This is a genomic window from Streptomyces sp. Y309 (assembly GCF_056712025.1).
The window spans coordinates 2,727,745-2,740,615 of the sequence record NZ_CM160048.1 but is presented as its reverse complement, the minus strand read 5'-3'; the positions used below and the strand labels follow the sequence as shown (position 1 = coordinate 2,740,615).

Genomic DNA, 12,871 nt, shown 5'->3' with positions numbered 1-12,871 from the left:
GCGCCTGAACCGGCGCCGCTCTCGCGGAGGTGGCTGATCGCCGTTGGGGTTGCTCAATTGATGGCTGGGGATTCGGGAGGGTATGTCTCCCGGGTTCCGGGTGACGCGCGGTTCATCCACGCGTAACACGCACGACCTCTTCGTCACTGCCGCGAAACATCGAGCGGCACTGGCCGAAACCGCGCTGCGCCAACCTCGTGCCGCATAACCGGCCCACCGTCCTCGCACCGCAGAGGCTGATGCCCGCACGGGCCGTATCCGACGACGAGGAGACGCCGATGCCCCCAGGCATCACGCTTGCCGCAGACACCCCGCAGTGGTCTGCCGCCAACACCGGGTTCATGCTGATCTGTTCCGCCCTGGTGATGCTCATGACGCCGGGTCTCGCCTTCTTCTACGGAGGCATGGTCCGCGTCAAGAGCACCCTGAACATGCTGATGATGAGCTTCATCAGCCTGGGCATCGTCACCATCCTGTGGGTGCTCTACGGCTTCTCCGTCGCCTTCGGCACCGACCACGGCAGCCTCTTCGGCTGGGAGAGCGATTACGTCGGCCTCGGCGGAATCGGCCTCAACCAGCTGTGGGACGGGTACACGATCCCGGTCTACGTCTTCGCCGTGTTCCAGCTGATGTTCGCGATCATCACGCCCGCGCTGATCAGCGGCGCGCTCGCGGACCGCGTCAAGTTCACCGCGTGGGCCCTGTTCGTCGCGCTCTGGGCGACGATTGTGTACTTCCCGGTCGCGCACTGGGTGTGGGGGACCGGCGGCTGGGCCTTCGAGCTCGGCGTGATCGACTTCGCCGGCGGAACGGCCGTGCACATCAACGCCGGTGCCGCCGCCCTCGGCGTGATCCTGGTCATCGGCAAGCGCGTCGGCTTCAAGAAGGACCCGATGCGCCCGCACAGCCTGCCCCTGGTGATGCTCGGCGCCGGTCTGCTGTGGTTCGGCTGGTTCGGATTCAACGCCGGCTCCTGGCTCGGCAACGACGACGGCGTCGGCGCGCTGATGTTCATCAACACACAGATCGCCACGGCCGCCGCGATGCTCGCCTGGCTCGCGTACGAGAAGATCCGGCACGGCGCGTTCACCACCCTCGGTGCCGCCTCCGGCGCGGTCGCGGGCCTCGTCGCCATCACCCCGTCCGGCGGCTCCTGCTCGCCGCTCGGCGCGATCGCCATCGGCGCCGTCGCCGGTCTGCTGTGCGCCCTGGCCGTCGGCCTGAAGTTCAAGTTCGGCTACGACGACTCCCTCGACGTGGTCGGCGTCCACCTGGTCGGCGGTGTCGTCGGTTCGCTCCTCGTCGGCCTCTTCGCCACCGGCGGCGGCCAGTCGAAGGCGCAGGGCCTCTTCTACGGTGGTGGCCTGGAGCAGTTGGGCAAGCAGGCAGCCGGCGTCGGCGCCGTCTTCGGGTACTCCCTCGTCGCCTCCGCCGTGCTCGCCTTCCTGATCGACAAGACGATCGGGATGCGGGTCGACGAGGACGAGGAGGTCGGCGGCATCGACCAGGTCCAGCACGCCGAGACCGCGTACGACTTCAGCGGCGCGGGCGGCGGCTCCGCACCGCGCACCGCCACCGCGGTGCCGGGCCCGGTCCAGGAGAGTGCCCAGTCGGCGCAGAAGAACAAGAAGGTGGACGCATGAAGCTCATCACCGCGGTCGTCAAGCCGCACCGGCTCGACGAGATCAAGGAAGCCCTCCAGGCCTTCGGGGTGCACGGCCTGACCGTCACCGAGGCCAGCGGCTACGGCCGGCAGCGCGGTCACACCGAGGTCTACCGCGGCGCCGAGTACACCGTCGATCTCGTACCGAAGATCCGCATCGAGGTGCTCGTCGAGGACGACGACGCCGAGCAGCTCGTGGAAGTCGTCGTCAAGGCGGCCCGCACCGGCAAGATCGGTGACGGCAAGGTGTGGAGCGTCCCGGTCGACACGGCGGTCCGGGTACGGACCGGTGAGCGCGGGCCGGACGCCCTGTAACGCGCATGCTGTGCGTGGCGTACGCGCCGTAGTCCCACAGAGAACAGGAGCCGCCGGGTGACGAGCGTGGAAGTACGGAACGAGACGGAAGACTCCGGACCCAGCGGCTACGCGGCGGCCCGGCTGCGCCTCCTGCAGGAGGAGGCGCGGTCCGGGCCGCCGCGCCGTTCGGCCCTGGCCGAGCTCACGGACGGCTGGCTGAGCGGCCTCTTCGGCGCCGGCGTCGCCGACCTGGGCGCCGGACCCGGCGAGCTGCGCGGCGTCTCGCTGATCGCCGTCGGCGGCTACGGACGCGGCGAACTCTCCCCGCGCAGCGACCTCGACCTGCTCCTGCTCCACGACGGCGGCGCCGACCCCGGCGCCATCGCCTCCCTCGCCGACCGCATCTGGTACCCCGTCTGGGACCTCGGCCTCGCGCTCGACCACTCCGTACGCACCCCGGGCGAGGCCCGCAAGACGGCGGCCGACGATCTGAAGGTCCAGCTCGGGCTGCTCGACGCGCGGCACGTCGCCGGTGATCTGGGGCTCACCGCCGGGCTGCGCACCACCGTCCTCGCCGACTGGCGCAACCAGGCGCCCAAGCGGCTGCCCGAGCTGCGCGAGCTGTGCGAGGAACGGGCCGCGCGCCAGGGCGAGTTGAGCCACCTCCTCGAACCCGACCTGAAGGAGGCGCGGGGCGGCCTGCGGGACGCCACCGCGCTGCGGGCCGTCGCCGCCTCCTGGCTCGCGGACGCGCCCCGCGAGGGCCTGGCCGAGGCCCGCCGCGCCCTGCTCGACGTACGCGACGCACTGCACCTGACCACCGGGCGCGCCACCGACCGGCTCTCCCTCCAGGAACAGGACCAGGTCGCCGCCGAACTCGGCCTGCTCGACGCCGACACCCTGCTCCGGCAGGTGTACGAGGCGGCCCGCACCGTCGCGTACGCGGGCGACGTGACCTGGCGCGAGGTCGGGCGCGTGCTGCGGGCGCGGCGGGCCCGGCCGCGGCTGCGGGGGCTGCTCGGCGGCGGCAGGGGCGCGGTGACCGCCGCCGAGCGGTCGCCGCTGGCCGAGGGCGTCGTGGAGCAGGACGGCGAGGTCGTGCTCGCGCGGGCCGCCCGGCCCGAGCGCGATCCCGTGCTGCCGCTGCGGGCCGCCGCTGCCGCCGCGCAGGCCGGTCTTCCGCTGTCCCTGCACGCCGTGCGCCGGATGGCGGCCGCCGCCGGGCCGCTGCCCACGCCCTGGCCCGCCGAGGCGCGGGAGCAACTGGTCACGCTGCTCGGCGCCGGCCGTCCCACCGTGCCGGTCTGGGAGGCCCTGGAGGCCGAGGGCCTCATCACGCGGCTGCTGCCCGACTGGGAGCGGGTGCGGTGCCGCCCCCAGCGCAACGCCGTGCACACCTGGACCGTCGACCGGCACCTCGTCGAGACCGCCGTGCGGGCCGCCGAGCTGACGCGGCGCGTCGGCCGTCCTGACCTGCTCCTCGTCGCCGCCCTGCTGCACGACATCGGCAAGGGGTGGCCCGGCGACCACTCCGTCGCCGGCGAGATCATCGCCCGGGACGTGGCCGCGCGCGTGGGCTTCGACCGCGCGGACGTCGCGGTCCTCGCCTGTCTCGTACGCCACCATCTGCTGCTGATCGAGACCGCCACGCGGCGTGACCTCGACGACCCCGCCACCGTGAAGTCCGTCGCCGAGGCCGTCGGCTCGACCGGCACCCTGGAGCTGCTGCACGCCCTCACGGAGGCCGACGCGCTGGCCACCGGGCCCGCGGCGTGGTCGTCGTGGCGGGGGTCGCTGGTCGCGGACCTGGTGAAGCGGGTCGCGGCCGTGCTGGACGGGGACGCGGGGTCCGGCGGGGACGCCCTGGAGGAGCGGGACGGGCCCGCGTCGGCGGAGCACGAGCGGCTCGCGGTGGAGGCGGTGCGGACGGGGGCGCCGGTTCTGGGGCTGCGGGCGGAGTCCGGTGGGGCCGGGGGGTCGGCCGGTGGGGCCGAGGGCGCGGCCGGTGGGGCCGAGGGGTCGATTGGTGGGGCCGAAGCGCCCGGGTCCGGCGGGGCCGCGGGGTCCGTCGCCGGGGCCGAGCAGTCCGAGCCGCTCGGTGTGGAGCTGCTCGTCGCCGTGCCCGAGCAGGACGGAGTGCTGCCCGCCGTCGCCGGGGTGCTCGCCCTGCACCGGCTTGCCGTGCGGACCGCGGAGCTGCGGGCGGTGGAGCTGCCCGAGGGGATGCCCGGCTCCGTGCTGTTGCTGCAGTGGCGGGTCGCCGCCGAGTACGGGTCCCTGCCGCAGGCCGCGCGGTTGCGGGCCGATCTGGTGCGGGCGCTCGACGGGTCCCTCGACATCGCCGCCCGGCTCGCCGAGCGGGACGCCGCCTACCCGCGGCGGCGTGGGACGGTGGCGCCGCCGCCCCGGGTGACCGTGGCATCGGCGGGGTCGCGGCGGGCGACGGTGATCGAGGTGCGGGCCCAGGACGCTCCGGGGCTGCTGCACCGGATCGGGCGGGCGCTGGAGGCGGCCGGGGTGCGGGTGCGGAGTGCGCACGTGTCCACTTTGGGGGCAAATGCCGTGGACGCCTTCTATGTGACGGGGGCGGACGGTGCGCCGCTGGCAGGCGAGCGGGCGGCCGGGGTGGTCCGGGGGGTGGAGGCGGCGTTGCGGGAGTGAGGGCTTCGGCGGCTCCTTCGCTCGGGCCGGGCTCACGGCGCCGTGGCGTACGGGCGCCGTGGCCTGCCGAGGCCAGGTGGGGACGGAGGGCGCCCATGCCGGCGCGAGGCAGATACCCTGGAGGGCGACCCGTCCGCCCGCCCCCGATCCCGAGGATTCGCGACCGCCGTGTTCGACACTCTTTCCGATCGCCTCGCAGCGACATTCAAGAATCTCCGCGGCAAGGGTCGCCTCAGCGAGGCGGACATCGACGCCACGGCGCGCGAGATCCGTATCGCCCTGCTGGAAGCGGACGTCGCCCTCCCCGTGGTGCGCGCGTTCATCAAGCAGGTCAAGGAGCGGGCGACCGGCGTCGAGGTCTCCGCGGCGCTCAACCCCGCCCAGCAGGTCATCAAGATCGTCAATGAGGAGCTCATCGGCATCCTCGGCGGCGAGACGCGCCGCCTGCGCTTCGCCAAGCAGCCGCCGACGGTCATCATGCTGGCCGGTCTGCAGGGTGCCGGTAAGACCACCCTCGCCGGCAAGCTCGGCCGCTGGCTGAAGGCCCAGGGGCACTCGCCGCTGCTCGTGGCCTGTGACCTGCAGCGCCCCAACGCCGTGAACCAGCTCTCGGTCGTCGCCGAGCGCGCGGGCGTCGGGATCTACGCCCCGCAGCCGGGCAACGGCGTCGGCGACCCGGTGCAGGTCGCCAAGGACTCGGTCGAGTACGCCCGTACCAAGCAGTTCGACGTCGTCGTCGTCGACACCGCGGGCCGCCTCGGCATCGACCAGGAGCTGATGCAGCAGGCCGCGGACATCCGCGATGCCGTCAGCCCGGACGAGGTCCTGTTCGTCGTCGACGCGATGATCGGTCAGGACGCCGTGAACACGGCGGAGGCCTTCCGCGACGGCGTCGGCTTCGACGGCGTCGTGCTCTCCAAGCTCGACGGCGACGCCCGCGGTGGTGCCGCGCTGTCCATCGCGCACGTCACCGGCCGCCAGATCATGTTCGCCTCCAACGGCGAGAAGCTGGACGACTTCGACGCGTTCCATCCGGACCGCATGGCGTCCCGCATCCTCGGCATGGGCGACATGCTCACGCTCATCGAGAAGGCCGAGCAGACCTTCACGCAGCAAGAGGCCGAGAAGATGGCCTCCAAGCTGGCGAGCAGCAAGGGCGGCAAGGACTTCACGCTCGACGACTTCCTGGCCCAGATGGAGCAGGTCAGGAAGATGGGCAGCATCAGCAAGCTGCTCGGGATGCTGCCCGGTATGGGGCAGATCAAGGACCAGATCAACAACCTGGACGAGCGGGACGTCGACCGGACCGCCGCCATCATCAAGTCGATGACTCCCGCGGAGCGGCAGGAGCCGACCCTCATCAACGGCTCTCGGCGGGCGCGTATCGCCAAGGGTTCCGGTGTCGAGGTCAGCGCCGTGAAGAACCTGGTCGAGCGGTTCTTCGAGGCCCGGAAGATGATGTCCCGCATGGCCCAGGGCGGCGGCATGCCGGGGATGCCCGGGATGCCGGGCACGGGCGGTGGCCCCGGCCGGCAGAAGAAGAAGCAGAAGCAGGCCAAGGGCAAGCAGCGCTCCGGCAACCCGCTGAAGCGCAAGCAGCAGGAGGAAGAGGCCGCCGCGCGGCGTGCCGCGGCCGAGGATGCCGCGGCGGGTGGCGCGTTCGGGCTCCCGGCCGGTCAGGACGCCAAGGACTTCGAGCTGCCGGACGAGTTCAAGAAGTTCATGGGCTGAGTACGGTTCGAACGTCTCGTACGTCGCCTGGGGCGCCCCGCTGACCGGTGGGGCGCCCCAGGCGTATGTGGGGGGCCTGGGGTCCCTGAGGGTCTCTGGCAGCGGGTGCCGGTGGGCTTTTTGTGTCGTAGCGTCCGCATATGAGCAACCCGGTGCCGCCGCGTCAGAAGCCCGAGCAGCCGTGGCGCTCCGAAGGCGCTCCGGAGCCCGCGCCCACGCCGCCGCCGAGGCGGAAGCCGCCGGGTGGCTGGGTCGGGCTGATCCTCACGGCACTGGTCGTCTTCCTCGTCGCCAACCTCGTTCTTTCCTTCTTCAACGACGGCGACGAGCCGACCATCTCGTACACCGAATTCAGCAAGCAGGTCGACTCCGGAAACGTCTCGAAGATCTACTCCAAGGGCGACGCGATTCAGGGGCAGCTCAAGAAGGAGCAGAAGGATCCGGACGGGGGCGACAAATACACCAAATTCAAGACGCAGCGGCCCGCTTTCGCCGATGACAAGCTCTGGGGCGACCTGACGAAGAACGGTGTCACGGTCACCGCGGAGCCGGTGGTGCAGCAGCGCAGCTTCCTCTCCAACCTGCTGATCTCGCTCGCTCCCATGCTTCTGCTGGTGGTGCTGTGGATCTTCATCGCGCGGCGCATGGCTTCGGGGATGGGTGGTGCGGGCGGCATGCTCGGGCGCAAGCAGCCGCCGAAGCCCGTCGAGCTGGAGCCGGGCAAGAAGCGGACGACCTTCGAGGACGTCGCCGGTATCGACGAGGTCGAGGGCGAGCTGAACGACGTCGTGGATTTCCTGAAGAATCCCGACGCCTATTGGGAGATGGGGGCGCGGATGCCCGGCGGTGTGCTGCTCGCCGGGCCGCCCGGAACAGGAAAGACCTTGCTCGCGCGGGCCGTCGCCGGTGAGGCCGGGGTGCCTTTCTTCTCGGCTTCCGCCTCGGAATTCATCGAGATGATCGTGGGTGTGGGGGCGTCGCGGGTGCGTGAGCTCTTCGCGGAGGCGCGGAAAGTCGCGCCGTCCATCATTTTCATCGACGAGATCGACACCATCGGGCGGGCGCGGGGCGGCGGCAGCGGGATGGGCGGGCACGACGAGCGCGAGCAGACCCTCAACCAGATCCTCACCGAGATGGATGGTTTCTCCGGCTCGGAAGGTGTCATCGTCATCGCGGCCACCAACCGCGCCGACATCCTCGATCCCGCCCTGACCCGGCCCGGCCGCTTCGACCGGGTCGTGAGCGTGTCCCCGCCCGACCGCGGCGGACGCGAGGCCATCCTCAAGATCCACACCCGGGCCATCCCGCTCGCCGACGGCGTCGACCTGGCCCAGGTCGCCCGCACGACCCCGGGGATGACCGGCGCCGACCTCGCCAACCTGGCCAACGAGGCCGCCCTGCTCGCCGTGAAGCGCAAGCAGAAGAAGGTGACCCAGTCCGACCTCTCCGAGGCCCTGGAGAAGGTGCAGCTCGGCGCCGAGCGGCCCCTGGTGATGCCCGAGGAGGAGCGCCGCCGCACCGCCCACCACGAGAGCGGCCACGCGCTGCTGGGCATGCTGCAACCAGGCGCCGACCCCGTCCGCAAGATCACCATCGTGCCGCGCGGACGCGCCCTCGGCGTCACCCTGTCGACCCCGGACGCCGACAGGTACGCGTACACGGAGGAGTATCTGCGCGGCCGCATCATCGGCGCCCTCGGCGGCATGGCAGCCGAACACGTCGTCTACGGAGTCATCACGACCGGCTCCGAGAACGACCTGGAGCAGGTCACCAACATCGCGCGCGGCATGGTCGCCCGCTGGGGCATGAGCGAGCGCGTCGGCCGCCTCTCGGCCCTGCCGAACGAAGCCCAACAGCCCTACGGCCTCGCCGCCGCGCCGGGCACCCTAGACACCATCGACCACGAGATGCGCCGGATCGTGGACGAGTGCTACGAAAGCGCCTGCCGCCAACTCCGCGACCACCGCGACCAGTTGGACGCCCTGGCCACGGCCCTCCTGCAAAACGAGACCCTGGAGGAGGCCGACGCCTACCGGGTGGCCGGCATCCCCCGCCTCATGAAGGAGACGTGAGGGCCGCGGGGGCGCCCTACGGAGTGCGCGCGATCAAGTAGCGGAACACGTTGGGCATCCACACCGTGCCGTCGTGGCGTTGGTGTGGGTGCAGGGCCTCTGTCAGTTCCTTGTCGACCTGTGCCTGGTCCGTCGCGCCGACTGCGGCGTCGAACAGGCCCGTGGAGAGCAGGCCGCGTACGGCGCTGTCCATGTCGGCGTAGCCGAAGGGGCATGCCACGCGGCCCGAGCCGTCCGGCTTGAGGCCCGCGCGGTGGGCGACCTCCTCCAGGTCGTCCCGGCACGCGGCACGCCAACTGCGGGTGCTGCGCAGCGGATCGGCGAGCTTCGTGGCGACCCGGAGCACCGAGGACGTCGTGCAGCGCTCCGGTGGGCCCCAGCCGGCCAGGACCACGGGCGCGCCCCGCTCGGCGAGCGGCGACGCCGTCTCCAGGAGTGCCGACAGGCCCTCGGCGTCGCCCGCCACGCACCCGATCGGCTGGAAAGCGGTCACCACGGTGTACGGGGGAGTCTCCGGGTCGGCGGCCCTCTCGGGCGGGCCCTCCACCAGCCGGGTGCCGGGCCGCACGGGCGCTCCGGCGGACGCGTCGGGCGCGAGGCGTTCACGGGCGAGCGCCAGGCGTTCGGGCGCCGAGGGCTCGACGCCGGTCACCGAGGCCCCGCGCGAGGCGGCCATCAGCAGGGCGAGCCCGGACCCGCAGCCCAGGTCGAGCAGGCGCGTGCCGCGGCCCACCTCCAGCCGTTCGTAGACCGCTTCATAGAGCGGGACCAGCATCCTCTCCTGGATCTCCGCCCAGTCACGCGCGCGTGCGCACCGGTCCACACGTGGGGGAGCACCCGCGCGCGGGAGGTGTGAGTGCACGAGCGTAGGTGTCATCGAAAGCGCCCCAATCCGCCGAGAGTTGTCGAGCTGATTCCTACGGGTTCATCCGCCCCCACGACGTGCCTTCACACTTCCCCCGTATGCCAGGGAACTCCGCATCCGTCGTTGCGTCCAGGGGTTGTGGCGCAATGCTTGCGTGCCACCGTCGTGCGCCCCCTGGGACCGTAAATTTCCGGCCCTTCAGGCGGCTCGGACGTACCATGCGCGCCATGGCAAAGGCACCCGTACTCACGCCCCGCGCGGACGATTTCCCCCGCTGGTACCAGGACCTGATCACCAAGGCCGAGCTGGCCGACAACGGCCCGGTGCGCGGCACCATGGTGATCCGGCCGTACGGCTACGGCCTGTGGGAGCGGATGCAGCAGGACATGGACGCGCGCATCAAGGAGACGGGCACCCAGAACGCGTACTTCCCGCTCTTCATCCCGCAGTCGTACCTCACGCGCGAGGCGGAGCACGTCGAGGGCTTCGCCCCCGAGCTGGCCGTCGTCACCCACGGCGGCGGCAAGGAGCTGGAGGAGCCGGTCGTGGTCCGGCCCACTTCGGAGACCATCGTCAACGAGTACTTCTCCAAGTGGGTGCAGAGCTACCGCGATCTGCCGCTGCTGATCAACCAGTGGGCCAACGTGGTCCGTTGGGAGCTGCGGCCGAGGCTGTTCCTGCGCACGTCGGAGTTCCTGTGGCAGGAGGGCCACACGGCGCACGCGACGTACGAGGAGGCGCGCGACTTCGCCGCCCGCGTCCACCGGCACGTCTACGGAGACTTCATGCGGGACTTCCTCGCCATGGACTTCGTGCTCGGCCGCAAGACCGCGGCCGAGCGCTTCGCGGGCGCCGTCAACACCCTCACGCTCGAAGGCATGATGGGCGACGGCAAGGCCCTCCAGCTCGGCACCAGCCATGAGCTGGGGCAGAACTTCGCCCGGGCCTTCCACACCCAGTACCTGTCCAAGGACGGCACCCAGGAACTGGTCTGGCAGACCTCCTGGGGAGCCACGACGCGCCTCGTCGGCGCCCTGGTGATGATGCACGGCGACGACCACGGCCTGCGCGTCCCGCCGCGCCTCGCCCCCGTGCAGGCCGTCGTCCTCGCGGTCAAGGACGACGACGCCGTGCTCGCCGAGGTGCGCGAGATCGGCGAGCGGCTGACGGCGGCCGGCGTGCGCGTCCAGGTCGACGACCGCACGGAGACCCCCTTCGGGCGCCGCGCCGTCGACTGGGAGCTCAAGGGCGTCCCCGTACGCGTCGAGATCGGCCCGCGCGACCTGGCGAACGGCACCGCGATGCTCGTACGCCGCATCGCCGGCGGCAAGCAGCCCGTCGCCCTCGACGCCCTCACCACACTGGTGCCCACCGTCCTCGAAGAGGACCAGGAGCTGCTGCTCACCCAGGCCCGCGACCGCCGTGAATCCCGCACGAGCGACGTGACCAGCGCGGACGAGGCCGTCGAAGCCGCCGCCGCGGGTGGCTGGGCACGCCTGCCCTGGGCCGCGCTCGGCCCCGCGGGCGAGGCGAAGCTGGCCGAGCACGGAGTGACCGTACGGTGTCTGGTCGCGGAGGACGGGGCGGTGCCGGACGCCGATGACGCACCCGGTAACGTCGCTGTCGTGGCACGCGCCTACTGAGACCCGGGATTCCGGTCTCGGTCGCCTTGACAGGGCACTGATAGGGCGCTGGGGCGCCTTCACGAGGTGACGGCCGGTGTTCTCCGCAACACAGGCCCCGGCGTACGGAGTTGACCCAAGCGCCGGGGCGTACGCGCCGCTACGTACACGCTTGGTACGAGCTGCGAGGCTTCTCCGCAGATCAGCGCACCCGCCCTCGTCCGGACGCATCAACGGCAACTGACGGGTAAGTGCAAATTATTTGAGATGCCCCGGAATGGAACCCGGAGGCACCCCGGCTCGTTGTCACGACGTGAGCACGACACCACCTGTTCTCGCCGCAGAGCTGGCACAGGCGTGGGCCGACATTCAGCGGCACCACTCCGAGCTGCCGGACCTAGCCGCGCCCGAATCCCTGATCGGAGAGTCGTCGTCCGCCTGCGGCGCCGAGCTCTCCTTCGAGCGACTGCTCCACGAAGCAGTCCATGGCATCGCCGCCGCCCGCGGCGTGCGCGACACCTCACGCGCGGGCCGCTATCACAACCGCAGATTCCTCGCGATCGCCGAGGAGCTGGGCCTGGACCACCCGGAAGAGCCACATCCGAGCAGCGGCTTCTCCCTGGTCACGCTCAACCCCGAGGCGAAGAAGCGCTATCGCCCGACCATCGAGCGGCTGCAGCGCGCCCTGAAGGCGCACACGGCCGCCACCACGGCGGACACCTCACGCACCTTCCGCGGCCCGGCCGCCCGGCACGGCTCCTCCGGCGGCGGCGTGCGCGTGAAGGCGGTCTGCGACTGCGGGCGCAACGTCCGCGTCGTGCCGTCGGTGCTCGCCCAGGCGCCCATCATGTGCGGCGGCTGCGGCAAGCCCTTCCGGATCCCGGAAGTGGTCGGCGTGGGCGCGGGGTGACCCCTGCGCAGGGGGTGGTCTCTGTCCCTTGCCTTCCGAATCGGCCTTCGGCCTCGTCCTCAAGCGCCGGACAGGCTATTTCCAGCCTGTCGAGGGGGTACCCCCTGCTCCTTAAGAGCTTGGGGGAGCTTGAGGACGAGCGCGCCAGCGCGATGAGGGGTCGGGCCCGGGCCGGTGGAGGGCACGGTCGGCTGAGGGCGCCCACGCCAGGGTGTGGCACAATGGCTAGCTGTACTCGACAGTCGCACAGGACCCCTCTCTCCTCCGGCTGACGCGTCCATCGGGCACCTCGAGTACCGCAACCCCACGCGGCATCCCGCTGTGCCCAACCACGTCAAAACCAGGAGAACCCACTCCCGTGGCAGTCAAGATCAAGCTGAAGCGTCTGGGCAAGATCCGTTCGCCTCACTACCGCATCGTCGTCGCCGACTCCCGTACCCGCCGTGACGGCCGGGCCATCGAGGAGATCGGTCTGTACCACCCGGTGCAGAACCCCTCGCGCATCGAGGTCAACTCGGAGCGTGCGCAGTACTGGCTGTCCGTCGGCGCCCAGCCGACCGAGCCGGTCCTCGCGATCCTGAAGCTCACCGGTGACTGGCAGAAGCACAAGGGCCTGCCGGCCCCGGCGCCGCTGCTGCAGCCGGAGCCGAAGGCGGACCACCGCGCCCTCTTCGAGGCCGTGGCCAAGGACGTCGACGGCGAGCCCAAGGGCGAGGCCATCACCCAGAAGAAGAAGGCCGAGAAGAAGGACGAGGCCCCGGCCGAGTCCGCGGCCGAGTCGACCGAGGCCTGAGCATGCTCGAGGAGGCTCTCGAGCACCTCGTGAAGGGCATCGTCGACAATCCCGACGACGTGCAGGTCGCTTCGCGCAACCTGCGCCGCGGGCGCGTCCTTGAAGTCCGGGTCCACCCGGACGACCTCGGCAAGGTGATCGGCCGCAACGGCCGCACCGCACGCGCACTGCGGACGGTCGTGGGTGCCATCGGCGGCCGCGGTGTCCGCGTCGACCTCGTCGACGTCGACCAGGTTCGCTGAACCACACGTAGCACC

10 protein-coding genes are annotated in these 12,871 nt (G+C 71.4%); 9 read left to right on the top strand and 1 reads right to left on the bottom strand.

Translation table 11 applies throughout. From position 1 onward, the window contains the following. Positions 1-278 precede the first annotated feature (278 nt). The 5 genes from AC0KTA_RS10190 to ftsH all read left to right on the top strand — a co-directional run bounded on the left by AC0KTA_RS10190 (position 279) and on the right by ftsH (position 8,424). Positions 279-1,643, top strand: coding sequence for an ammonium transporter (locus AC0KTA_RS10190; protein ID WP_481054796.1), 1,365 nt, complete (start codon positions 279-281; stop codon positions 1,641-1,643). Further along, a complete protein-coding gene (locus AC0KTA_RS10185; RefSeq protein WP_282544024.1) occupies positions 1,640-1,978 on the top strand; it encodes a P-II family nitrogen regulator in 339 nt (112 codons plus the stop codon). The genes AC0KTA_RS10190 and AC0KTA_RS10185 overlap by 4 nt, the downstream gene beginning before the upstream one ends. Before the next feature lie 57 nt (positions 1,979-2,035). Then, positions 2,036-4,621 carry a [protein-PII] uridylyltransferase gene (locus AC0KTA_RS10180; RefSeq protein ID WP_481054795.1) on the top strand — a complete coding sequence of 862 codons (2,586 nt, stop codon included), beginning with the start codon at positions 2,036-2,038 and terminating at the stop codon, positions 4,619-4,621. A 168-nt stretch (positions 4,622-4,789) separates the two neighbouring features. Beyond that, positions 4,790-6,352 carry a signal recognition particle protein gene (ffh, locus tag AC0KTA_RS10175; protein ID WP_481054794.1) on the top strand — a complete coding sequence of 521 codons (1,563 nt, stop codon included), beginning with the start codon at positions 4,790-4,792 and terminating at the stop codon, positions 6,350-6,352. Between the two features lie 140 nt (positions 6,353-6,492). Continuing rightward, a complete protein-coding gene (gene ftsH / locus AC0KTA_RS10170; protein WP_481054793.1) occupies positions 6,493-8,424 on the top strand; it encodes an ATP-dependent zinc metalloprotease FtsH in 1,932 nt (643 codons plus the stop codon). 16 nt (positions 8,425-8,440) lie between these two features. Here ftsH and AC0KTA_RS10165 read toward each other — a convergent pair whose 3' ends face one another. Then, on the bottom strand, positions 8,441-9,301 hold the full coding sequence (locus tag AC0KTA_RS10165; protein ID WP_481054792.1) for a class I SAM-dependent methyltransferase: 861 nt from the start codon (positions 9,299-9,301) through the stop codon (positions 8,441-8,443). A 215-nt stretch (positions 9,302-9,516) separates the two neighbouring features. Between AC0KTA_RS10165 and proS the strand changes: the two genes are divergently transcribed. The 4 genes from proS to AC0KTA_RS10145 all read left to right on the top strand — a co-directional run bounded on the left by proS (position 9,517) and on the right by AC0KTA_RS10145 (position 12,856). Further along, positions 9,517-10,932 (top strand): proline--tRNA ligase, encoded by a 1,416-nt coding sequence (proS, locus tag AC0KTA_RS10160; protein WP_481054791.1) that lies wholly within the window; start codon positions 9,517-9,519, stop codon positions 10,930-10,932. Between the two features lie 292 nt (positions 10,933-11,224). Further along, on the top strand, positions 11,225-11,821 hold the full coding sequence (locus tag AC0KTA_RS10155) for a hypothetical protein (protein ID WP_016638803.1): 597 nt from the start codon (positions 11,225-11,227) through the stop codon (positions 11,819-11,821). 358 nt (positions 11,822-12,179) lie between these two features. Then, a complete protein-coding gene (gene rpsP / locus AC0KTA_RS10150; RefSeq protein ID WP_189736922.1) occupies positions 12,180-12,614 on the top strand; it encodes a 30S ribosomal protein S16 in 435 nt (144 codons plus the stop codon). 2 nt (positions 12,615-12,616) lie between these two features. Then, on the top strand, positions 12,617-12,856 hold the full coding sequence (locus tag AC0KTA_RS10145; RefSeq protein ID WP_014176063.1) for an RNA-binding protein: 240 nt from the start codon (positions 12,617-12,619) through the stop codon (positions 12,854-12,856). The last annotated feature ends 15 nt before the right edge of the window (positions 12,857-12,871 follow it).

Excerpts from the sequence above, each read along its gene's own strand:
- AC0KTA_RS10190 (WP_481054796.1), top strand. The coding sequence starts at position 279 with ATGCCCCCAGGCATCACGCTTGCCGCAGACACCCCGCAGTGGTCTGCC.
- AC0KTA_RS10185 (WP_282544024.1), top strand. The coding sequence starts at position 1,640 with ATGAAGCTCATCACCGCGGTCGTCAAGCCGCACCGGCTCGACGAGATC.
- ftsH (WP_481054793.1), top strand. The coding sequence starts at position 6,493 with ATGAGCAACCCGGTGCCGCCGCGTCAGAAGCCCGAGCAGCCGTGGCGC.
- AC0KTA_RS10165 (WP_481054792.1), bottom strand. The coding sequence starts at position 9,301 with ATGACACCTACGCTCGTGCACTCACACCTCCCGCGCGCGGGTGCTCCC.
- proS (WP_481054791.1), top strand. The coding sequence starts at position 9,517 with ATGGCAAAGGCACCCGTACTCACGCCCCGCGCGGACGATTTCCCCCGC.
- AC0KTA_RS10145 (WP_014176063.1), top strand. The coding sequence starts at position 12,617 with ATGCTCGAGGAGGCTCTCGAGCACCTCGTGAAGGGCATCGTCGACAAT.